Below are 22557 nucleotides of genomic sequence, written 5' to 3' on the forward strand. Positions count from 1 at the left end.
GCTCGTCTTATGACGATGTCCCCCTAAGCTACTTCAAGGAGGAAATTATGAAGATTGTAACGACAACCACACTCACCGAGTCTGAATTAAACTATATCTATCAGATTCACCAAGACGTGTTCGGCGATATCCACCGTTTCACAGATAAGTTGATTCAAAAATCACATCTTGTCTTCACTCTATCGATCGAAAACGAGAAAGTTGTCGGCTATAAAATCGGCTATCCGCTCGATGACAAACGCTTCTATAGTTGGATGGGTGCGGTCGCCCCTGAAGCCCGCAACCGCGGAATCGCGACAAAACTGATGAGCACTCAACATAACTGGGCGCAGTCGCAAGGCTATCAATCGATTGACACGAAGACGATGAATCGTTGGCGTCAGATGTTGCTATTGAATATTCGACACGGCTTCGATGTGAAGGCAGTCACCGTCGATGAACATGGAGTTGAAAAAATCCTATTACGCAAGCAACTGTATCAGTAAAACAATCATCTTGTATTCCACCCTTACTTGCGAATCGTCTGCATAATGACCCGGTCGATCCAGTCATCGAGTTGGGTAAAGACGAAACCGGCCTTTTTCGCCTCGGCAATCGACATGTAATAGTCGACGTCCGTATCGTATGGCGACGACTCCCCGTCTTTAATGATGTGGACCGGTTTATTCAAGTGATGCCCGATGCGCTCGAGCAGTGCACCCATCGAGATCACTCCTTCGCTTGCCGCATTGAATGGACCGGTCACGTTGGCCCGACCGACCCATTCTAAAAAGGCCGCTGCCTCAAAACTTGAGATAAAGCCCATCTTCGCTTCGGGATGATGCAGTACGACCGGCTCTTCTCGACGGACAGCATCGATATAAAACTTGAGACGGTCCGTATAGTCGTCCGGGCCCAAGACGATCGGCAAGCGGACGGTCGCGACTGGGAACGAGGCACGATGGAAGAAGTAGGACTCGGCTTCCCGCTTTCCTTGACCATAGTCGTGCTCCGACTCGAGATGATAGTCGTGATGGAGCGGATTGAAGTCACTTTCTTTCAAATCGGCACCCGGTGCATAGACCGACATCGTCGACGTGAGCACATACTTGCCGACTTGGTCCATGAAGGCGTCCGATGCAATTTTTGCCTGATATGGATTGAAACAAATATTGTCATAGACGAGGTCGTAACGGTCACGCGATAAATCTTTCATCGTCGCCACCGACTGCCGGTCCCCTTTGATGGAACGGATGCCCTCTGCCTCTGGCACTTGGAGCTGTCCACGCGTCACAATCGTCACATCGTCACCGGCCTCCGCCAACCGAAGCGCCAACCGTTTTCCAAAATAGCGTGACCCACCGAAGATCAATACTTTTTTCATCGTCCCTACCCCTCCTACATAAAAATGACATCTCTTTTCATTTTCCCTTGGTTCCTCTCGACTAATCTTCCACATCCTTGAATTTTTTTGTTATTCTTATATATATGATAGAAGAAAGAGGCGAGGTCCATGCATCAAATCATGTTAGAAAAAGGATGGACGTGTGCGTTACCGAAACAATACGCCATCTACCAGAGTTTATCGGATTTCAGCCGCTACTCAGTGCTTGACCAAGAGGAAGAGAGCGTCTGTTCGTTCCAAATCACGACCGACACATGCAAAATCACGGCGTTCCGCCCTTGGCAACATCACATCGAATTGAATGCGACATCCAAAGTGATTCGCTTGATTTTGATGGAAGAAACCGACTGAATCGAAAAAGGCCAATCGTCCACACGATTGGCCTTTCGTTTAGCAATCTCCAGGTGTCCCGGCGTTCGACGCCGTCCGGAAACTCGAACCACATCCACACGTGGCGATGGCGTTCGGATTTTTAATCGTGAACCCGCCTCCGAGCATCGACTGCTTATAGTCGATTTCGAGCCCGTCGACGACCCCATGGTCGGCTTCGGCGACGATGACGCGGACGCCGTGATGGTCGAATTGGATATCTCGATCCGTTTTATCTTCATCAAATCCCATTCCGTACGAGAGACCGGTGCAGCCTCCGCCTTGGACCTTGATGCGCAAGTACTGATTCTCGGGGTGTTCTGTCTGTTTCATCATATCGATGACTTGTAATGCAGCTGACTCTGTCAAATGAATCATCTGAACTCCTCCTTCATTATCTTAACTTCAAGTCAACTGACTTGAGATTTTGTGAAATATCTTGTATAACTAAACTGTAACAAAAAAAATTAAATCGTTCCATCTTCGGGGCAGGGTGAAATTCCCGACCGGCGGTATTGAAGACATGATCTTCTCAGCCCGTGAGCGAGCAAGGCGTTGCTTGCTGATTTCGTGAGATTCGAAAGCCGACAGTAAAGTCTGGATGGGAGAAGATGGCGGCATCCGACCGATATCCGGATGTTTTCTTTGACGTGGTCTCTTCCGCGACGGAAAACATCTATTTCGTATGCGCGTAACCTCTCCCGATTGTATGATGCAATCGGGATTTTTTATGCGACGGGTGCCATTCATCAAGGAGCGACAAAAGGAGAGATTTTGATGAAAACAACGCGCAACAAACGATTGACAACACTGGTGACGCTATCGATGCTCGGGGCCATTTCTTTTGTCCTCATGCTCTTTAACTTCCCGCTGCCTTTCCTACCACCATTTCTAAAAGTGGACTTTAGTGACATTCCCGCGCTCGTCGCCGGGATCGTCTTCTCCCCACTCGCAGGCGTCGTGGTCGTCGCTCTAAAAAACGTCCTCTACTATGTCTTTAACGGTGGCGGCGTTCCGGTCGGTGAAGTCGCAAACTTCTTTGCAGGTGTCGCCTTCATGTATCCGGTCGCATGGTTCTACCATAAACGTAAAACGAATAAAGCGCTCGCTTCAGGCCTCGTGGCCGGCACAATCACGATGGCGCTCAGCTTGGCGATTTTGAACTATTTGCTCATCTTACCAGCCTACGCGTTCTTCTTCGGCATGACCGAGATGGCGCAACCGGCAGTCAAAACGGACCTCGTCCTCTATGGCATCTTGCCGTTCAACCTTATTAAAGCGTTGTTGATCAGCGCCTTGTTCGTCCCACTCTTCCTCAAGTTGAAGCCGTGGATCGAACGCCAGCGGATGCAACTTCAAGCGTAACTGACATGCACCTCGATTTCGATCGAGGTGCTTTTTATTTGGATACGTTATGCTTAGGAGAGGATTGGAGGAGATGGATTGAACACGATTGAAGAGGTCACTCAATTTTTAGAAAATGATTCAGAATTAAAGCGTCTCCTGAAAGATGTCGCTTCCCTCGAACTACCCGACTGGTGGATTTGTGCCGGATACGTCCGGTCGAAGATTTGGGATGACGTGCACGGCTATCCAACACCGACGGCGACCGAGGACGTCGATGTCATCTACTTTGACCCATCTCACAACGACGAAGCAATCGAAAAAGAGTATGAGGCACAATTGCACGCCCTGTCACCGACTGTCCCGTGGTCGGTCAAAAACCAAGCCCGCATGCACCTCGTCAATCAATTGCCACCCTATAAGTCTGCGACCGACGCCTTGGCCCACTTTCCCGAGACAGTCACAGCCATAGGTGTCAGCCTCGATTCAAACGAATGCTTGATCGTGGCCGCGCCTTACGGTGTTGATGACATCATCGAATTGAGGCTGCGACCGACCCCAGCATTTGCAGACGGATCCCCGCATCACCACATTTATCAAGCGCGGATCCAAAATAAGAATTGGCAAGCCATTTGGCCGAAACTTCAAGAAGTGGACGTGACTCGTAACGGACTGTAGAACCCGACCGCCGATACGGTCGGGTTTTGCTATTCATTCATCTACAAAAAAAGAGTGACCACCGAAGTGATCACTCTGAGTATATCGTATTTGATTAGAGAAGCAGACCAGCAAGCGTGGCTGACATCAAGTTAGCAAGCGTACCTGCGAGAATCGCGAGGACACCCATACGTGCGATGTCGTTCCGACGGTTCGGTGCCATTCCACCGAGACCACCGAGAAGAATCGCGAGTGACGAGATGTTGGCGAATCCACAAAGTGCGAAGGCAATCATCGCTTCCGTACGAGCTGAGAGTTCACCCGTTCCAATTACAGGTGCGAACTCTGAGAACGCTACGAATTCGTTCAAGACGAGTTTTTGACCGAGGAAGCTACCGAACTGAACAGCATCAGCCCACGGTACACCGATGACAAATGCGAGTGGTGCAAACACGTAACCAAGAATCAATTCGAGTGAGAGGCTGTCGAAACCGAACAAGCCGCCGATTCCACCAAGAATCAAGTTGACGAGCGCAATCAATGAAACGAACGCGAGAAGCATCGCACCGACGTTCAAGGCAAGGAAGAGACCGTCAGAGGCACCACGAGCGGCCGCATCGACGAAGTTCGCTGCTTTGTCCTCTTCGTCTTCAGCAATTTCGATGTCATCATTATACTCTTCTGTTTCAGGAACGATGATTTTCGCGAACAAGAGACCAGCAGGTGCAGCCATGAAACTCGCTGCGAGCAAGTACTCGAGCGGTACACCAAGGGCAGCGTATCCAGCGAGAACCGAACCGGCAACCGACGCGAGTCCCCCGACCATGACGGCGAAGAGCTCCGATTGTGTCATCGTTGGAAGGTAAGGCTTGATGACAAGCGGTGCTTCCGTTTGACCGACGAAGATGTTTGCCGTCGCTGAGAGCGACTCTTTACGTGATGTGCCGAGAGCTTTCGCAAGGGCTGTACCGAGAATTCGGATGACCCATTGCATGACACCGAGGTAGTAAAGCAAAGCGATTAAAGAAGACATAAAAATGATAATCGGCAACACTTGGAATGCGAAGACGAAGTTGTCCCCTCCTACAGCTGTACCGAAAACGAAGGCGATTCCGTCATTCGCCGTGTTCAAGACGTTTTGAACGCCTCCTGAGATCCATTGTAACGCACTGCGTCCTACTGATGTGAAGAGGACGAGGAAAGCGAACGTGAACTGTACCGCGAAAGCGGCAAGCACGGTACGCCATTTGATGGCTTTACGGTTGGTTGAGAAGATGTAAGCGATTCCAATTAGTGCCAAAATACCAACCACGCTCATGATATTCATTGGTGTTGTGCTCCTTTCATATTGGGAAAACCTGATATTGTGATATACCCGAATCGAGATGTGTCCTACCGTTTGAAACGCTTTCTTTTTATGTTGTTAAACGTCAGACAACCTACATTCGAACCTCTTTGAATATAACAGACCCTTTTTAAAAATGCAACGGGTCAAAACAGTCAAAATAAAAAAAGTTTGAAGTTGCTTCAAACTTTTTCACCAAGCCATTTCTTCAATTTTTTCATATACGTTCGTCACGAGTTGCTCTGGCGTATCTCCCGTCACGACCTCTCCGTCGACTAGGCAAAACAAGTCGAGCGAACAGACGCCACAGTAGCCTGTACAGCCGTATTCAACGACGTCTAGGTCTGGATCGGACTCTAGTTTGGCCCGGGCGATTTGTGAGCCCATCGCCAAATTGGAGGCGCAGAACTCAATGATCGGATTCATCATGTCATTCACCCTTCCCCTTTCCCTCAAAACAGGAAAATGGTTCTTCTACGGCGTATTATAACATGATACAGTTGAAGTGTAACAAAGGGGGATTTTTATGCGCAAATTAGTCGTCTTGGGAGGCGGTTACGGGGGAATGCGTGTAATCGAACGCGTCCTCGGCCATCAGCTGAAGGATGTATCGATCACACTCGTCGATCGTCTACCTTACCATGGGTTAAAAACAGAGTATTATGCACTTGCGGCGGGGACCGTATCGGATCGTGATATCCGAATCGATTTTCCAGAAGAGATCGATTACATATACGGACAAGTCACCGATATCGATACCGGCGACAAGATGGTCTTGCTCGCGAGCGGTGAAAAAGTGCCGTATGACGACCTCGTCATCGGACTCGGTTGCGAGGACAAGTATCACAATGTGCCTGGTGCAGCCGAGTTCACGTACAGCATCCAAACGTTAGAAGAATCACGTAAGACCCAACAAGCCATCAACGGTCTGTCACCCGGTTCAATCGTCTCAATCGTCGGCGCTGGATTATCGGGTGTCGAACTCGCCAGCGAGCTACGCGAGAGCCGTCCCGATTTGACGGTCCGTTTGTTCGACCGTGGCCCATCGGTCTTATCGTTCCTATCGAGCCGTGTCTCGATGTATGTCCAGTCTTGGTTCGAAGAGCACGGCGTCGAGGTCATCAACCAGTCGAATATCGTCCGGGTCGACGCCGACGGCCTATGGAATCACGAGCAACACTTCCCGTCTGATTTGACGGTTTGGACGGCTGGGATTCAACCGGTCGCCGTCGTCCGAAATCAAGGATGGGAACTCGATGGCGGCGGGCGCGTCAAATTGACACCGCACCATTACGTCCCGGAACAGCCGGACATCTTCGTCGTCGGAGACAACGCCAGCCTTCCGTATGCACCTTCCGGTCAACTTGCGGAAGCGCAGGCCGAACAGATTGTCCAAGTGTTGCTCTGTAAGTGGAAAGGTGTCAGTTATCCAGATTTGCCGGATATCAAACTCCGAGGGACACTCGGCTCGCTTGGGAAGAAGGCCGGGTTCGGCGTCTTCATGGGCAAACAGTCGCTCACCGGCAAAGTCGCCCGCCTGCTCAAGTCCGGGATTCTCTGGAAACATAAAGTCATTAAATAACATGAACGGGTCGACCATAATGGTCGCCCGTTTTTTTGTGTAACGTGTTCGATTTGGCGTTCTGCAGCCATCGCCTTGAGTCAAAAGTCTTGTATCTGAATCCCCTGTATCCTTATCTAAATATTCAGATTTTTAATTCCATTGACATATTCTACCCGATGGGAAAACTTGTTACTCTATGGGCACGGCAGTTCGACATCGCGTCACCTCGCCTACATACCCCAAAGGAGGAAACAAGTTGAAAAAAGTTTGCAGCACTGTCCTCGCCTCACTGCTCGTCCTGTCAACCGTTCCGGGAGGCGTAGATGCCGCCCCGAACAAAGAGAAAGAACGTGTCATCGTCGTCTTCAAGGAATCGGCGAAGAAAATCCCGCTCTCGATTGAAGGCATGGAAGTTCGCCAACAGTACAAAAACCTTCCGGCCGCAGCGCTCGAAGTACCGAAGGCTGCCTTGAATGGCTTGAAGAACAACCCGAACGTCGCCCACGTGGAAGTCGATCAAACGGTACAAATCGAAAATCAGACGCAAGACTGGGGCATTCCGAAGTTGAAAGCTCCATCAGCTTGGCAGAGTGGCTACACCGGGAAAGGCGTGAAAGTATCGGTCGTTGATACCGGAATCTCGCCGCACCCTGATTTGACGATTTCTGGTGGTGCCTCGTTCAGTACAGTCACGAGCTCATACGCGGATGACAACGGTCACGGGACGCACGTCGCCGGGATTATCGGTGCCCGCAACAACAGCATCGGAACGGTCGGGATTGCCCATGAGGCGAGCATCTATGCCGTTAAAGCACTCGAAGCCGACGGTAGTGGTAGCCTCTCGAGTATCATCGCCGGGATTGACTGGTCGATCACGAACGATATGGACGTCATCAACTTGAGTCTCGGGACGACAAGTCCATCGACGACGCTCCAACAGGTCGTCGATCGCGCCAATAACGCGGGTATCCTCGTCGTCGCGGCAGCCGGTAACAACGGACGCTCTGACGGTACAGGCGACCTCGTCAACTACCCGGCCCGTTACAGCTCGGCCATCGCCGTCGCGGCGACGGACATCAACAATAACCGCGCCTCGTTCTCGGCGACAGGTAGTACGGTCGAAGTCGCGGCACCAGGTGTGAGCATCAACTCGACACTCGCGAACGGCGGCTACGGTCAAATGAGCGGGACATCGATGGCGACACCTTACGTCGCCGGTAACCTCGCACTCATGAAGCAAGCGTTCCCGACGTTGTCGAGCTCGCAACTCCGCACGAAACTATCACAAGATTCAATCGACCTCGGAACGGCCGGACGTGACACATGGTTCGGGAACGGACTCGTGCAAGCACCGACGGCTGGCGGCACGACGCAACCGGTCCAAGCGCTCACGACGACAGTATCGACATCGAAATCAACTTACTACGCTGGTGAAGTCGTCTCCATCTCTTCAACAGTCCGGAATTCGAACGGCCAAGCGGTCGCGAACGCCGACGTCCGTGTGACGGTCACACAGCCAAACGGCGCGACGCTCACAGGAACAGGCAAGACAAGTTCAACGGGCGCCATCACGTTCACGCTCTCAACAACCTCTTCATCACAACGTGGGACGTATCAAGTGAAATCTGATGCGACGCTCACGGGTTACACGTCAGGTTCGGCGACGTCGTCGTTCCGTCTTCTATAACGCAAAAGAGTCGAACGACAATCGTCGCTCGACTCTTTTCATGCTGTCGTCTGTTCGATGGCCGAATAGACTTTCCGAAGTTGGACGACCCCTTCGTCCACCACTTCCCCATCGATGAGCACGAGCGGATAGAACCACTCGTCCTGCTTGATTGCTTCGGCGATGTCATCGTCCGCCGTCTCAAAATCGATATACTCGAATTCGAACGCCTGATTCGGGTACTTCCGTGCCAATGCGCTTTGCAACCATTCATATGTCTCAATCGAGCTCGGCGCCCCGACACAGCTCGCACACTGTACTTCGGCCCCATATACGGTGATTTTCATATCCATTCCCCCTCTTCTTTCCTATTATACAAAATCAAGAAGGGGCATCGTCACAAAACGCTCAGCGTTAATGATTGAGAAACAATCTCAAACTTGCTAGAATGAAAGAGAACCAGAAAGGGGTAGATACCATGGAAATGTTTGATCAAGTCCAAGAAGTACTCGATAAATTACGCCCGTTCTTGCTTCGCGACGGCGGTGACGTCGAACTCGTTGATGTAGAAGAAGGCATCGTCAAACTTCGTTTAATGGGTGCATGCGGCAGCTGCCCATCTTCAACAATTACATTGAAAGCCGGGATTGAGCGCGCGCTCATCGAAGAAGTACCTGGCATCGTTGAAGTCGAACAAGTATTCTAAACAAAAAGGGAGACAATCATGTCATCCCTTTTTTTCATGCATGCGTCCATTCGTCCAAGCTCTCGACCATATAGGTCGGGAGTTTTTCTTGTTCCTGAATGAAAGCCGGACCATGTACGCCTGAGTTGACGTGGAGCGTCCGAATCCCGCCGTTGATCCCGAACAAGATGTCAGTATGGTAGTTATCCCCGACCATGACGACTTCTTCTTTCGTGAGACCAATCATCTCAAGCGCGATATCGACCATGACCGGTTCCGGTTTGCCAATAAAGAACGGATCTTTTTCCGTCGTCACCGTCAAGACGGACGTGAGCGCACCGTTCCCTGGTAAAAAGCCGCGTTCAGTCGGAATGGCGATATCGCCGTTCGTCGAAATGAAACGAGCGCCGGAGCGGATCGCGAGCGCGCCTTTCGCCAACTTTTCGTATGTGATGTGTCGGTCGAGCCCGACGACGACGTAATCCGCCTTCGCCTCTTCCGTCACATGGAAACCGCGTTCTTCGAGCGCCAGGCGCAGGCCATCTTCCCCGATCATGTAAATCGTCGCCCCTGGCGTCATCTTCTCGATATAACGGGCCGTCGCCATCGCACTTGTCAATACGTGCTCAGGCGTCACATGCACTCCCATCGAGACAAGTTTATCCGCCACTTGCTCCGGCGTCATCGACGCGTTGTTCGTGACGAATAAGTATGGGAAGCCGGTCGCCTCGAGTCGATTCACGAAATCGACCGCTGCTTGAATCGGGGCCGTCCCCGCATACATCGTGCCATCTAAATCAAATAAGTATCCTTTAATCGGATTCATCCAATCACTCGCTTTCTGGTAAAAATGCTGATACAGGACCGAGCTCCACCTCGAGATAGCGTCGGACCTGCTCTGGGAATGCCTCGAACGTTGATTTATCACGGTCGACCCAGGCGTCGAACCGGGCCGAATCTGCCGTGACGAACTCCCTGACATAGTGCGCCCGTAATCCGACGAGCGCTTTCGTCGCTTCCGCCGTCCCGGCGTCGAGCACACGCTCGTCGAGCAAGATGTCGACAATATCCTCATAGCTGCCCGGGTCACGCATGATGAACCCGTCAATCATCGAGTTGCCGACGTCAATCACGCCCTCCATCAAGTGAACGGCCAAACGTTGTTTCGCCAGCTCGATGGTGAACGCGTCCCCCTCTAATTGGTCGAGTCGACTGAGCATCGTCTCCATATGGGTCAACGTCTCGTTAATCTTTTCTCTGTTTACAAAATACATCGCAATCCCCCCTGCCTCTTATAGTAATCCTTTTTCTCGTTCGAGAAAAGAATCTCTCCTATTTACATCATTTACGTAATTGTGATACACTAATCCACGGATTAACACAACTATTAGTATGTCACATTAAATAGATATCATGTGGAGGGTACAACACTATGGAACGAGAATTAGCGTTAGAGATCGTACGAGCAACCGAGGCGGCAGCACTGGCCTCATCGAAATGGATCGGTCGTGGTCAGAAGAATGAAGCGGATGACGCAGCGACATCGGCCATGCGTGAAGTGCTCGGCACAATCAATATGGATGCAACCGTCGTCATTGGTGAAGGTGAACTCGATGAGGCACCGATGCTATACATCGGGGAACGTCTCGGGACGACGTTCGGACCAGAAGTCGATATCGCCGTTGACCCGCTCGAAGGGACATCGATCGTCGCCAAAGGACTCGGGGACGCCATGGTCGTCATCGCGGTCGCGGATAAAGGCGCCCTCCTCCACGCACCAGATATGTATATGGATAAGCTCGTCGTCGGCCCGAATTTAAAAGGCAAAGTCTCACTCGACGAACCGCTTGAATCGATTATCGAGAAAGCCGCCCTTTATAACGGCAAGCGCATCGAGGAAGTGACCGTCATCATGCAAGACCGTGATCGTCATGAACATTTCCGTCAAGCGGCGATGAACATGGGCGCACGCGTCAAGCTGTTCGAAGACGGCGACGTCTCGGCGGGAATCGCAGCGGCCGTCAAGTCGAACCCGATCGATATCTTCATCAGTACGGGCGGCGCACCAGAAGGCGTCATCACGGCAGCGGCCGTCAAAGCGCTCGGTGGCGACATGCAGGCACGCCTCCACCCGATGAATGAAGAAGAGACGGCACGTGTCATCTCGATGGGCATCGAGGACCCGCTCCAATTGCTCACGCTTGACGACCTCGTCAAGAGCGACGACTGCATCTTTGCGGCGACAGGCGTCACATCGGGCGAATTGCTGGACGGCGTAAAATTCTTGACGGACGATATTGTCGAGACGACGTCACTCGTCATGAGATCGAAGACGAAGACGATTCGTAAAGTCGTCGCCGAACACACGTTATCGCTCAAGCCCTACCTTCAAAAACAAGAAGTCAACGCCTAATACAAAACCTCCGCTCTCGATGAGCGGAGGTTTTCGTTTAGAATCCTTGTTCAAAATCTGTCCCGACATGGTTCGTCTGCGGGTGTTCTGCTTTCCGAAGTGAATCGTAGAACGTCGCATACGTCGTCGTGAAGTACGGATAGACGTACAAGAAACCGATGCCGAGTGTAATGACCCCGAGAAGGAACCAACCGATAAACGAGAGGACGAGTTTGAACGCGTCCATCTTATGCCCGTCCATCATCCGGCGTGATTCGGTGATCGCCTCGAGAGCCGATAATTCCGGCTGGTCACGTAAGATGTAATACGTGAGAGAATACGAGAAACTTTTGATGATTCCCGGAATCACGAGGAGCAGCGACCAAAGGAAGATAAACAATCCCATGAAGAACGGGGCGAGCACGTGCTTGACGTATCCCGTTTTGAACGGCTCGAACAACGTCGAGACAGCAGGCTTGTCACCGCGCGATACAGACAGGACGAGCCAAAACCAACCGATTGCGAGCGGCGCAATCAATAATGTGAGGAGGAGCGACAAGAACGTAAGTCCCGTGTCCGCCGCTGTTGGGACCGCTTCAGGGTCTACAGGAGGCGCGAACGATTGTGGAATCCCGTTCAAGACGACGAACAAAATTAATAGCCCGGCGAGTAGCCAACGCTTACCAGTTAACATTTGTTGTGCATGTTGCTTAAGTTGTGCAGTCATTTTCATCATCCTTTTTTTGAGTTCTCTCTTCGGTATACGTCATCACTTCACGAAAAGTTTCAAAAAAAACACGAAAAAAGGGAAAAGGTTTTTCCTTTCCCTTCAATACATGATGTTGCCCATGAAAAACTGTGACATCGATACAATAAATAAGAGCACACCTGTGGCCACTACCGCCAACGAAATAATTTTAAAGAGGCGGCTTCTCAAAAACGCCTGACGATATTCAAAGCGGCGGATTAGCAAGACGTGGACAACCTCATAAATCAGGACTGCGGCGGTGAAGTAAAACGTCATGATACTCCCGAACCCGAAGAACAACATCGCCAGTACGCCCAAGCCGAAATTATGAATTCGATTATGGACGTCATCGCGGTCACCGACGGTCGCCGTTTGTACGTGTTGCATACTTCCACCTCACTTCCAAAACCCACAAAAACCCGAACAGAAACAATAACCTTAAATATAAGTTATCACAGATTTCCTATCCCTAAACCTGTCACACCGTCTTTTCACCTAAAAGAAACATTTGGAAAATAAATGTAACAAAAAAGCGCTGATGTCATCAGCGCGTCATGTACCGGTCGAAGGCTCGACTTCTTCCGATTTATTGAATTTGCGTTTCAGTTTGAGCGGTTGTTTCGTGCCACCGAAGACTGGACCGTCTTCCGCCTCATCGATTTCCGTCTCTTTTTTGAGTACAAAGAACGGGCACCCAAAGTTACAGTATTCATACACGTAATCCATCACGTGATCGATTCGATTATCATACGTCGCGAACTTGGACTTCGTCTCATAGAACCCTTTCAACCGAAGTTGTCCGTGGCCCCAATCCCCGACGATATAATCGTATTTATCAAGCACGTCGCTATAGCGTGCGATGAACGCTTCCTCGTCAAAACCGTCACGTTTCTCTTCAATGACGGTATAGCCATGGCGATTCACTCTAATCATGTTTCACACCTCCACTGTTCTATCATAGCATGCCAACCGGTCCCGTCCCTATCCTTTTCGAATGGCATTATGACGGGTCACGATCGTCTCGCGTAATACGTCACGCAGCAGTTCCGGCATAAAGTAACGCTTCGGCTGATCGGCCAAATACGGAAGAAGCGGTCCGAACGTGAACATGTCGACCGTGGCGACACGATACGTCCCGTCTAGCTTGATTTCCTCACCATTAATCGAATAGCGACCGTGTCGGCTGTCGATTCCATGGAGGATCGGGCTACCGAGCACCGTCCCGCGAAAACCGAGGCCACGGACATGCATTGTCGTGAACGCATCTTCTTGGACGTCGTTCAAAAATCGAACGAGGGTAGCCCCGTCAAGCGTCAAGAGACAAGGGTTGATCGGATGCGGACAAATCCGGTGCAACATATTTAGCGTGACGTGGCCCGGGCGCAAACCTTCTAACAAGACACCGGATGGGATGATACTCAACTCGGCGTCACACCAGTCCGCGAGTCCGCTCGCCAATAGGTCTCCGATGGCTGACGGACCGAACCAGTCACTTTCATAACCTGGTGTCTCGGCAATCGTCACATCGAGCAGACGCTCGGCTTGACCATACTCTGCGGCTAGGACCGCGACCGTCGCTTCATCAGGTTCGCGCTCCGATACATCGTGGAGACAAGCCCGTTTCTCGATGACCCGCTTTCCTTCGATGGTCAACTCGATTTGCCCGACGTACTGTCCGTATTTACCGGCCTGAGCGATCAGGACGCCGTTCGTGACGACACCTTCATCGAGTACGTGGTGGGTATGGGCTCCGAGGATGACATCGATTTCTGGGAACGCCTCGGCGAGCCGCTCGTCGGCGTAAAAGCCGAGATGGCTGAGCGCGATGATGACGTCGCAGTCTCGAAGTGTCTCGAGGGCACGCGCCGTTGCCCCATGTGGTGCTTCGATGGCCCAACCGAGTTCAGGATAAAGCTCTTCATACGGCGCGGTCACCCCGAACAGCCCGATCTGAATTCCCTCTCGTTCGACGATGAGCGTCTCCGACGCCCATTTTGGCCGTTCACCAGCTGCTTGATAGACGTTCCCTAATAGGACTGGGAACGCGGCCTCGTCATACAGATGGGCGAGCCAGTCGTGCGGGAACGTGATGCCTTCATTATTGCCGATCGTGACCGCCGTCGGTCGAATCCGGTTGAGCAGTCGGACGTTCACTTGTCCGCGCGTCACTTCTGTCGCCGGATGGGTGCGGTCGGCATGGTCGCCGAGATCGAAGACGAGCGTCTCGTCCGTCCGATGCTCATTCAAAAACGAGACGAACCGCGGCCAGTTATGGAATTTCGAATGTAAGTCATTATAATGGAACATCGTAATCGTTCTCAAGACGATCCCCCTTCCTAGAACAGACTGATTTGGCTCGGGGCGAGTTCATATTCGGCACCGAGAATCTCAATCAACCGTTTGGCGTTTGGTACCGCGTCGCCGGCCGAGTTGTTGTTGAAGTAGACGTACACCGACTTCGCTGTTTCGTCGACTTGTTTGAGGGCCGCGGCGAGCTCCTGCAGTTCATCCTCACTATAGCGATACAGGCAGCGTACGTGACGCCATTCCTGGCTCGTCATGCCCGGTTTCCGAAGCCAGCCGGCGGTGTTGCGGCCGTGCAAACGTACGACGGCCACATCCGGATTGGTCACGACCGGGACGAACGGGATGCTGCTCTCTTTCGTTTGCGGCTCATCACAAATCGTATTGATGAAACGTTGTTCCGCCAAGAACGCGAGCGTCCGCTCCCGGAACGCCTCCGAGAACCACGTCGGGTTCCGGAACTCGATGGCGATGTCATAGTCGCGCAACTCGTCACGGATTGTCCGTAAATAATCGAGATGTGGCTTCGAGACATCAAACCAGGGCGGGAGTTGGACGAGCACGGCTCGTAGCTTCCCGGCCTGTTTCAGCGGTTCGACGGACGTCCTGTATCGCTCGAACAGCTCGGCGAGGGGCAGCTTCGGTTCCCGGTCATGCCCGCTCATTTCCCTGGAAACTTTGACGATGAATTGGAACGTTTCCGGTGTTTCCTGGTTCCATTTCTCGTAATTCTTTACCGGTTGAATCGCATAAAACGAGGAATCGATTTCAACGGTCGGGAAATGCCCCGCATAGGTCGACAGTTTATGTTTTCGTTCTTCTGGGGTCGTATACAGTAAATCATGGTCTCCCCACCCCGTCACACCGACATAAATCATCACATTCCCTCCTCAACTTATTGTTCGAACGTGGCCGCCGTGTTACGTTTCGACCAATTCAACGTTCCCGCGAACGTCACGAGCAACAGGACGAGCCCCATCACAAACGGATAGCGCATATCGATATCGAAGGCGATTCCGGCAAGCGTCGGTCCGACGATATTCCCGATGCTCATATAAGCATTGTTCATCCCCATCGCAAAACCTTGCTCTTTATCTGCCATTTTCGATACGAGCGTATTCAATACCGGTCGTAAAATTGACGTCGACAAGAAGATAATCAACGTGACCGCGAAGAAAATCGTGTAAGACCCGGCAAACAGTGAGAACAAGAAGCCGAGCGCAGCGAGCATGATAAAGATGAGCACGACTTTAATCTCACCGAACAGCGAGACAAGACGGTCGACCGCGAACAGCTGGACGATGACGCTGACGATTCCCGTCCCGGTGATCATGACCGCAATCTGTTGTGGCGTCGCGCTGAACGTCTCACTGACGAACAGACCGAGGACCGACTCGTACGCCATCAAACCGAACGCCATGACCAAGTTGATGACGAGCACGAAGAAATACGGTTTCCGTGTCGACGACACGAGTTGACGCGGTAACGATTCACTCTCACTCGTTTGGACATACGGTTCACGGTCCGGTTCTTTCAATAGAATGATTGACGAGATGACGGCAACGAATGATACGATCGCCGATAACAAGAGCGGTGCCTTCAACCCGAATTCGGCGAAGAATCCACCGATTCCTGGGCCGATGACAATCCCGAGCGACATTGCCGCGGAAATATAACTGTTCCCTTTCGCCCGTTGTTTGAGCGTCGTGATATCGGCCACGTAAGCAAAGATGGCCGGAATCAAGAGAGCGGCCCCGACGCCGCCGATTGCCCGTGAAATCAACAGGACGGTCAAGTTGTCTGATAAGTAAAAGACGCCCATCGAGATGGTAAAGCCGATGAGCCCGAGGATGATCATGAGCCTGCGCCCGTAAACATCCGCCCATTTCCCGGCAATCGGCGACATGAGCAGCTGGGCCCCGGCAAAGACAGAAATCATGAGTCCGGCAGCGGTGCCGCCTTCTCCAATCATCTTCAAATAATCAGGAATAATCGGTATGATAATCCCGAATCCTGCTACAGCGATGAACATGTTCAACATGAGAATCGCCAATTGTTTCTTTTGTTTAGTCGTCAATGTATGTCACTTCCTTTTCATCCTTTCATTTTACTTGTTGATGAATGAAATGAGCAAACGATAAGACAGCAAAACACCCATCCTTGACCAGAGGATGGGTGTTCAAACACTTGCTTATGAGATGCGTGATTGAGCGAGTGCTTGGTTGGAACGATTTTTCGGTAATAACAGTGTGATCACATACACGATCAATGTTGGAACTGCCCAAGCAAGTCCGATCTCAGCCATCGGCAAGTTCGTGATCCAAGCTGTTGCTGCTGACGGCGCCAATCCGTGTGTCGTCTCGAAGAGCGAGAGAACGAGGGCCGTATATACAGTCGCCTTCATGGCGACATGCGGGTTGCGTTGAATCCGCTCCGTAATCGAGACGAGTACGAGTGCGATCATGACCGGATACAAGAGCGTGAGGAGCGGTACTGCGATTTCAATCAACATACCAAGTCCGACGAGTGAAATCATGAAGCCGAACAATGTCGTCGCGATGACGACTTGGTAATACTTGAGTGATTCGAACGTGTTGCTGATGAAGCGTGAGAACTCAGTGATGAGTCCGACCGCTGTCGTCAAACAAGCGAGGAAGACCGCAGCCCCGAGTACGAGCATTCCGACTTGTCCGAAAGATGAACCTGCAAACGCTTGAAGCAAGCTTGCTCCGTCTGTCGTTCCTGTTTGGCCTGTCATGTTCGCTCCAATCGACCCGAGCGAGATATAGACGAGCATCAAACACGTGACAGCGAGCATTCCAGACGTCCGAAGAAGTGAAGATGCTTCTTTCTGGTCCGTCATCCCGTTCGCTTTAAGCGTGACGAGCACGATGGCGCCGAAGACGAGAGCGCCGAAGACGTCCATCGTCAAGTAGCCTTGTTTGAAGCCCTCCCCGAGAGCGCCAATCCACGTCTCATATCCTTCTGCTGGTGCGACCGGCTTCCCGAGTGGAGCCACGAGGTTCGTGATTCCGATTGCCGCAAGCAAGAGCAAGAGAATCGGTGTAATGATGCGTCCGATGACTTCAATCAATTTCTGAGCGCGTAACGTCAAGAAGAACGTCAAACCGAAGAAGACAGTTGAACTGATTGCGAGCGTGAGTGTAGATGGCGCACCGAGGAACGGTACGACTCCCATCTCATACGTGACTGCTGCCGTCCGTGGAATCCCGAAGAACGGTCCAATCGCCACGTACATTAATCCCGTCAAGACGAGCGCAAGTCGCTTCGGAATATACCGAGCGATTTGGTCAGATCCACCGCCTACCCGCGCGACTGCGAAGAGCGCGAGTAATGGTAGCCCGACGCCGGTAATGACGAAGCCGACTAGGGCTGGGACGAGGTTCTGTCCTGCCATCGCACCTAGCATCGGTGGGAACAGCAAGTTCCCGGCCCCGAAGAATAATGCGAAAATCGTGAATGCTAACGGGAATAATGTCGATTTTTTCATACAACTACCTCCACATACATGTAATACCTTCCGTGTTACCAATGAATCAAATGACTAAATTTTCTGACAATAAACCGCTTGGTCTATTCCATTATACACACTTTCATTTTTTTGACCACCCTATCCATAAAAATGATGTTTATTTTTTTAAAATGTGGATTTATTGTATGGAACCGTTCCCTTAATTTACAAATTATCGGTTGGTCGCACTCACTGACTAGCTGTAAATGAGAAAAATGGTCAATAACGGATATCAAACTTCCGGAATGATTCGACCGTCGTGTCTTCCGCTTCAATCCGTTCGACCCCGACAAAACGATTCCCGTTATAGAGGGCGCGTTTATAGGATTCGAGTCTCTCCGCGTCTCCTTCGATTTGAAGTTCAACCGTCCCATCATTCAAATTCCGGACCCAACCTGTGATGCCGTATTCAAGGGCAGTCGCTTGCGCGAAGTAACGGAAGCCGACCCCTTGGACCCGGCCTGATACGATAAGATGCTGTGCCTGTTTCATATAAGTCTCCTCCTCTAATTTGAAAGAATGGGTTTAGCCTCTGTCTCGTTAGGCAACAATATATAAGTAAAATACTGGATAGGAGTGGTGATGTGGAACAACTTGTGACTGTGGTGACGACAATTTCAGATTGGCTATGGGGTGTGCCAATCATCTCGTTACTCGTTTTGTCTGGACTCTATTTGACGATTCGTTTAGGATTCTTCCAATTCCGATACCCCCTCTACATAATGCAACAAACGTTAGGCAGTGTCTTTAAAAAACCAAAAGGTGAAGGTGACATCAGCCCCCGCCAGGCGTTGACGTCAGCCTTATCTTCGACGATCGGTGCCGCCAATATCATCGGGGTACCGGCCGCCATCATGTTCGGCGGGCCGGGCGCCATCTTTTGGATGTGGGTCATCGCCGTCGTCGGCATGGCCATCAAGTTCTCGGAGAGCGTCCTCGCCGTCCGTTACCGCGAGAAGAACGAGGCCGGTGAATTTGTCGGCGGTCCCGTCTACTATATGGCGAAAGGCTTGAAGCTGAAATGGCTCGCCTCATGGTTCGCCTTCGCTCTCATGATCGAACTCATCCCGAGTATCATGGTTCAAGGAAACGCCGTCAGTTCGGCCGTCAGAGAGACGTTCAACGGCAATACCCTTGTGACCGGGATTATCGTCGCCGGGTTCGTCGCCCTCGTCGTCTTCGGCGGTATGAAACGGATCGCGAAAGTGACGGAAGTCATCGTCCCGGCGATGGCACTCGTCTATGTTGGTGCCGGTTTCATTATCGTCTTGATGAACTTCTCGCAAATCCCGGAAGTACTCGGGCTCATCTTCTCATACGCATTCCAACCGATGGCCGCGCTCGGTGGTTTCGCTGGTGCCGCCATCGCCGAGACGATTCGTTGGGGCTTCGCCCGTGGTCTTTATTCGAACGAGGCAGGACTCGGGACGGCACCGATTGCCCACGCCGCTGCGCAAACGGATCATCCGGTCCGGCAAGGTTTCTGGGCCGTGATCGGGATCGTCATCGATACGCTCATCATCTGTAGCACGACGGCGTTCGTTGTCTTGTCGTCCGGGGTATGGACACGGGCCGATGCGATGAACGATCCAGCCGCCCTGACAACCATCGCGTTCCAACAGTACTTCGGTTACACGGGTAGTCTGCTCGTCACAATCTCGCTCATCTTCTTCGTCTTGTCGACGATTATCGTCATCATCTTTTACGGGTCGCGTCAAGCCGAGTATTTGTTCGGCTTGAAGGCCGGATTCCTGATGAAAGTCGTCTATATCGCCTCGATTGTCATCGGTGCGATCGGTGGAGCCCAGATGATTTGGAACTTCCTTGATTTGATGCTCGCGATGATTCTCATCCCGAACATGATTGCCGTCTTATTGCTCAGCGGTGAAGTGAAGCGCTTGACGACCGAATTCTTCACGTCCGAGAAATACTATAAGAAAGACGTCGCCGAGAAGAAGGCGTCGTAACGACAAACCCGGCTGCATGAGCAGCCGGGTCCTTTTTTATGTTACTGATTCGATTTTGTCGATTGCTTGGCGAATCCGTCCGACCGAGGCATCGAACTGTCCCTGTTCCTCGTCCGTCAGTTCAATCTCGATGATTTGGCGGATGCCGGTCCGATCAATCAAGGCCGGTACGCCGATATGGAGACCTGAGGCACCGTATTCGCCATCGAGGTGGGCACCGATCGTCACGACGGAGTTCTCATTCCGGACGATGGCGCGGACGATACGGAGGAGCCCGAGCCCGATCGCGTAGTACGCCGCGCTCTTATATTCGATGATTTGATTCGCCGCATCGCGGACTCCTTGATAGATGGCGTCCAAATCTTCTTGGCGATACGACTCATTCTCCGCGAGCAATTGTTGGACCGATTTTCCGTAAATCCGGGCGTTGTCCCAAGCGACGAATCCTCCGGCACCGTGTTCGCCCATATAGTAGACGTGGCAGTTCCGTGCCGACAAGTCGAAATACTCGCCGACCTTATAACGGAGACGGGCCGTGTCGAGCACCGTCCCCGATCCGATGACGCGATGCTTCGGCAAGCCGGACGCCTTCCAGACGACGTGTGCCATGACATTGACCGGGTTCGTCGCGACGACGATGATGCCGTCGAATCCGCTCGCCATAATTTGTTCCGTGACATGTTGCATGACCTTCGCATTTTGTTCGGCGAGGTCCATCTGGGTCTGACCGAGCTTTTGCGCGGCACCGGCCGTGATGACGACTATATCGGCGTCGCGGCAGTCCGAGTAGTCACCTGCCCAAATTCGGACCGGACTCGGGGCGAATGATATCCCGTGATTGAGGTCCATCGCCTCCCCTTCAGCCTTGGCGTGGTTCGAGTCAATCAAGACGAGCTCTTCACAGAGCGCGGCCATCGACAGTTGATAGGCGAAACTGACGCCAACCCATCCGGCGCCGACGACGGCGATGCGGGTGATGTCTTCTGGGTCAATCGTGTTCAAGTGATCCATATGCTTCATCCCTTTCTAAACGTGTTCTCTTTCTTAGCATACCCGACTCGTCTTCGTTTCACGACAAAAAATGCGAACTGCTTTAGATTATACAAAAAACCAGCGAAGTCGAGCTTCGCTGGTTGTCGAGAAATCCTTACTTATTGTTTTTTTGTAGCACTTTCAAGCCTGTGCCCATGTCAGACGCGAGCACATAGTTTTGATCGACGTAGACGCCCCAGATGTTCGCATCGGCCGGAACGTATTTTCCGATTTGTACCGGTTTACTCGGATTCGAAATATCAACCGCTCGCACCCCGCCCGCGTAGTGAGACAGGTACAACGTGTTCCCATGTACTTCTGGATCATGTACCGTTTTACCGAACGTGACTTGTTCAGCCGGATTCTCAGAGATATCTTCTGTCAAATCCGTCTTGAATTCGCTCAATAGTTTCGGATTCGTTTTGTTTTTAATGTCGAAGATTCGAGTGTATCCGTACGCTTGTTCGTAGCCTGATTTAACCGGCGCATACACTTCTCTCGTTTCGACGAGTACCGTGCCGCCTTTTGCAAGTGCCGCCGAGTGCGCCGATCCTTGTTGATCTGACGCAAATGTCGTCCGTCCTTCGTATGTCACGTTGTCTGGGTCTGAGATGTCCAGGATGATCGTCCCAAGATCCCAGAACGAGAGAAACGCTGTTTTCCCGTTCTCATCCGCATAGGCGCTATGGTTGAAGACTGGTCTCTTCTTGCCATCTGGCGCGTTCCACGTGTATCCGTCAAAGCTTTCATCCACTTCCGGCAAAGAACGTGGATCGAATTCGTATAGCTTCTTCGGTTCCGCTGGGTTGGTCACATCTACGAGTTGGAAATCCTTCTCTTTCCCGTGCGAATAGTAGTCCGCATAAGGATTCGAGGCAAGGACCAATACCCGGTCTCCTTGTGTCGTCAAGTAAAGTTCATGTGTCCCTCTCGTTTTCTTTGTCACTTCGTAGAAACCTAATTTCTTTGGCTCGTACGGGTTCGTCACATCATAGATCAGGAACCCGCCTTTCGAATTCGGATTTTTAGAGTCGAGTTGTTGAACCGATACAACCGCCAAATCACCTTTGAATGATTTTGTGTTCACCGTCTTCACGATTACTTTTTCCTGCCAAGTCCCAGGAATGTCTTGATCTGCGAATACAGCGACTTCTTTCGGGTTGGATGGATCTTTCAAGTCAAACACGCGAACCCCCCCGTTGCCTCCACCGGCAGTATGTGTCCCTGTGTATGCAAATCCTTTATGGGCGTACACGTCAGCCGTACTATTTTTCACACCTTCTCGGATTTCTTTCAGTGGTACGGCTGCCGTCTCATGTAGATACTTGACGTTCTTGCTTCCTTCCGTCACGGAAACCGAACTGATTTCATCCGGGTTACGCTCCCCTTTCTCGATGTTGATGTCACCAAGCTCGTCATGCGCGTATGTAACCGGTAAAGCTGATGAGACCGTTAATCCTGTGACGAGCGCTGCGCTTAATAAGAACTTTCCTTTCAAAATAAATTCCCCCTTAGATTTTTTTGATAGAAACTCTGTTAGAGGCAGAATGCAAAAAAATCCTTCTGAA

At 51.6% G+C, this 22557-nt stretch carries 26 protein-coding genes and 1 riboswitch; of the genes, 9 read left to right on the plus strand and 17 right to left on the minus strand.

The window, feature by feature from the left end; all coding sequences use genetic code 11:
- The first annotated feature begins 47 nt into the window (after nt 1-47).
- A complete protein-coding gene (locus KNP95_RS02050) occupies nt 48-485 on the plus strand; it encodes a GNAT family N-acetyltransferase (protein WP_214835204.1) in 438 nt (145 codons plus the stop codon).
- 23 nt (nt 486-508) lie between these two features.
- Here the strand turns inward: KNP95_RS02050 and KNP95_RS02055 are convergent, their stop codons facing one another.
- Nucleotides 509-1363, minus strand: coding sequence for an NAD-dependent epimerase/dehydratase family protein (locus KNP95_RS02055; protein ID WP_214835205.1), 855 nt, complete (start codon nt 1361-1363; stop codon nt 509-511).
- 129 nt (nt 1364-1492) lie between these two features.
- Here KNP95_RS02055 and KNP95_RS02060 point away from each other — a divergent pair, with 129 nt between their 5' ends.
- Nucleotides 1493-1735: a hypothetical protein gene (locus KNP95_RS02060; RefSeq protein WP_214835206.1), complete on the plus strand. Its 243-nt coding sequence runs from the start codon at nt 1493-1495 to the stop codon at nt 1733-1735.
- A 39-nt stretch (nt 1736-1774) separates the two neighbouring features.
- Here the strand turns inward: KNP95_RS02060 and KNP95_RS02065 are convergent, their stop codons facing one another.
- Nucleotides 1775-2131, minus strand: a complete 357-nt coding sequence (locus tag KNP95_RS02065) for a HesB/IscA family protein (protein WP_021065521.1) — start codon at nt 2129-2131, stop codon at nt 1775-1777.
- A gap of 97 nt (nt 2132-2228) precedes the next feature.
- Nucleotides 2229-2370, plus strand: a riboswitch (FMN riboswitch).
- Between the two features lie 160 nt (nt 2371-2530).
- Between KNP95_RS02065 and KNP95_RS02070 the strand changes: the two genes are divergently transcribed.
- Both KNP95_RS02070 and KNP95_RS02075 read left to right on the plus strand, forming a co-directional pair.
- Entirely contained in the window at nt 2531-3118 is a 588-nt protein-coding gene (locus KNP95_RS02070; RefSeq protein WP_031199812.1) for an ECF transporter S component, read from the plus strand.
- Nucleotides 3119-3196: 78 nt separating this feature from the next.
- Nucleotides 3197-3775, plus strand: a complete 579-nt coding sequence (locus KNP95_RS02075; protein ID WP_214835207.1) for a nucleotidyltransferase family protein — start codon at nt 3197-3199, stop codon at nt 3773-3775.
- A 94-nt stretch (nt 3776-3869) separates the two neighbouring features.
- On the opposite strand, the gene KNP95_RS02080 is transcribed toward KNP95_RS02075, so the two are convergent.
- Complete coding sequence (locus tag KNP95_RS02080; protein ID WP_214835208.1) at nt 3870-5081, minus strand: NupC/NupG family nucleoside CNT transporter; 1212 nt, start codon at nt 5079-5081, stop codon at nt 3870-3872.
- A 210-nt stretch (nt 5082-5291) separates the two neighbouring features.
- Complete coding sequence (locus KNP95_RS02085) at nt 5292-5528, minus strand: YuzB family protein (protein ID WP_021065517.1); 237 nt, start codon at nt 5526-5528, stop codon at nt 5292-5294.
- A 97-nt stretch (nt 5529-5625) separates the two neighbouring features.
- Here KNP95_RS02085 and KNP95_RS02090 point away from each other — a divergent pair, with 97 nt between their 5' ends.
- Both KNP95_RS02090 and KNP95_RS02095 read left to right on the plus strand, forming a co-directional pair.
- Nucleotides 5626-6681, plus strand: coding sequence for an NAD(P)/FAD-dependent oxidoreductase (locus tag KNP95_RS02090; RefSeq protein ID WP_214835209.1), 1056 nt, complete (start codon nt 5626-5628; stop codon nt 6679-6681).
- 238 nt (nt 6682-6919) lie between these two features.
- Nucleotides 6920-8350 (plus strand): S8 family serine peptidase, encoded by a 1431-nt coding sequence (locus KNP95_RS02095; RefSeq protein WP_214835210.1) that lies wholly within the window; start codon nt 6920-6922, stop codon nt 8348-8350.
- Between the two features lie 38 nt (nt 8351-8388).
- Here the strand turns inward: KNP95_RS02095 and KNP95_RS02100 are convergent, their stop codons facing one another.
- The gene (locus tag KNP95_RS02100; protein WP_029595112.1) at nt 8389-8682 is read right to left on the minus strand and encodes a DUF1462 family protein; all 294 of its coding nucleotides are present in this window, start codon (nt 8680-8682) and stop codon (nt 8389-8391) included.
- Between the two features lie 95 nt (nt 8683-8777).
- On the opposite strand from KNP95_RS02100, the gene KNP95_RS02105 reads away from it, so the two are divergent.
- Entirely contained in the window at nt 8778-9035 is a 258-nt protein-coding gene (locus KNP95_RS02105) for a NifU family protein (RefSeq protein ID WP_228617585.1), read from the plus strand.
- A 34-nt stretch (nt 9036-9069) separates the two neighbouring features.
- Here KNP95_RS02105 and KNP95_RS02110 read toward each other — a convergent pair whose 3' ends face one another.
- Nucleotides 9070-9840 (minus strand): TIGR01457 family HAD-type hydrolase, encoded by a 771-nt coding sequence (locus KNP95_RS02110; protein WP_021065513.1) that lies wholly within the window; start codon nt 9838-9840, stop codon nt 9070-9072.
- Nucleotides 9841-9844: 4 nt separating this feature from the next.
- The gene (locus tag KNP95_RS02115) at nt 9845-10288 is read right to left on the minus strand and encodes a DUF86 domain-containing protein (RefSeq protein ID WP_214835211.1); all 444 of its coding nucleotides are present in this window, start codon (nt 10286-10288) and stop codon (nt 9845-9847) included.
- A 158-nt stretch (nt 10289-10446) separates the two neighbouring features.
- On the opposite strand from KNP95_RS02115, the gene glpX reads away from it, so the two are divergent.
- Nucleotides 10447-11427: a class II fructose-bisphosphatase gene (gene glpX / locus KNP95_RS02120; RefSeq protein WP_021065511.1), complete on the plus strand. Its 981-nt coding sequence runs from the start codon at nt 10447-10449 to the stop codon at nt 11425-11427.
- Between the two features lie 37 nt (nt 11428-11464).
- Here the strand turns inward: glpX and KNP95_RS02125 are convergent, their stop codons facing one another.
- The 8 genes from KNP95_RS02125 to KNP95_RS02160 all read right to left on the minus strand — a co-directional run bounded on the left by KNP95_RS02125 (nt 11465) and on the right by KNP95_RS02160 (nt 18482).
- Nucleotides 11465-12133, minus strand: a complete 669-nt coding sequence (locus KNP95_RS02125) for a DUF975 family protein (protein WP_214835212.1) — start codon at nt 12131-12133, stop codon at nt 11465-11467.
- Nucleotides 12134-12235: 102 nt separating this feature from the next.
- A complete protein-coding gene (locus KNP95_RS02130; RefSeq protein ID WP_214717642.1) occupies nt 12236-12541 on the minus strand; it encodes a hypothetical protein in 306 nt (101 codons plus the stop codon).
- 165 nt (nt 12542-12706) lie between these two features.
- Nucleotides 12707-13087, minus strand: a complete 381-nt coding sequence (locus KNP95_RS02135; protein WP_058764068.1) for a YutD family protein — start codon at nt 13085-13087, stop codon at nt 12707-12709.
- A 48-nt stretch (nt 13088-13135) separates the two neighbouring features.
- Complete coding sequence (locus tag KNP95_RS02140) at nt 13136-14476, minus strand: bifunctional metallophosphatase/5'-nucleotidase (protein ID WP_251138442.1); 1341 nt, start codon at nt 14474-14476, stop codon at nt 13136-13138.
- A gap of 14 nt (nt 14477-14490) precedes the next feature.
- Nucleotides 14491-15336 carry a DUF72 domain-containing protein gene (locus KNP95_RS02145; RefSeq protein WP_214717645.1) on the minus strand — a complete coding sequence of 282 codons (846 nt, stop codon included), beginning with the start codon at nt 15334-15336 and terminating at the stop codon, nt 14491-14493.
- A 17-nt stretch (nt 15337-15353) separates the two neighbouring features.
- Nucleotides 15354-16535 carry an MFS transporter gene (locus KNP95_RS02150; protein ID WP_021065505.1) on the minus strand — a complete coding sequence of 394 codons (1182 nt, stop codon included), beginning with the start codon at nt 16533-16535 and terminating at the stop codon, nt 15354-15356.
- Nucleotides 16536-16649: 114 nt separating this feature from the next.
- Nucleotides 16650-17969 carry a branched-chain amino acid transport system II carrier protein gene (gene brnQ / locus KNP95_RS02155; RefSeq protein ID WP_214801394.1) on the minus strand — a complete coding sequence of 440 codons (1320 nt, stop codon included), beginning with the start codon at nt 17967-17969 and terminating at the stop codon, nt 16650-16652.
- A gap of 240 nt (nt 17970-18209) precedes the next feature.
- Nucleotides 18210-18482, minus strand: a complete 273-nt coding sequence (locus KNP95_RS02160) for an acylphosphatase (protein ID WP_214714519.1) — start codon at nt 18480-18482, stop codon at nt 18210-18212.
- Nucleotides 18483-18574: 92 nt separating this feature from the next.
- Here KNP95_RS02160 and KNP95_RS02165 point away from each other — a divergent pair, with 92 nt between their 5' ends.
- A complete protein-coding gene (locus tag KNP95_RS02165) occupies nt 18575-19957 on the plus strand; it encodes an alanine/glycine:cation symporter family protein (protein ID WP_214835213.1) in 1383 nt (460 codons plus the stop codon).
- 36 nt (nt 19958-19993) lie between these two features.
- On the opposite strand, the gene KNP95_RS02170 is transcribed toward KNP95_RS02165, so the two are convergent.
- Nucleotides 19994-20968, minus strand: a complete 975-nt coding sequence (locus tag KNP95_RS02170) for an L-lactate dehydrogenase (RefSeq protein WP_214835214.1) — start codon at nt 20966-20968, stop codon at nt 19994-19996.
- Nucleotides 20969-21104: 136 nt separating this feature from the next.
- Nucleotides 21105-22487, minus strand: coding sequence for an LVIVD repeat-containing protein (locus KNP95_RS02175; RefSeq protein ID WP_214835215.1), 1383 nt, complete (start codon nt 22485-22487; stop codon nt 21105-21107).
- Between the last annotated feature and the right edge of the window lie 70 nt (nt 22488-22557).

Source organism: Exiguobacterium sp. s36 (assembly GCF_018618345.1).
Classification (GTDB): domain Bacteria; phylum Bacillota; class Bacilli; order Exiguobacteriales; family Exiguobacteriaceae; genus Exiguobacterium; species Exiguobacterium chiriqhucha.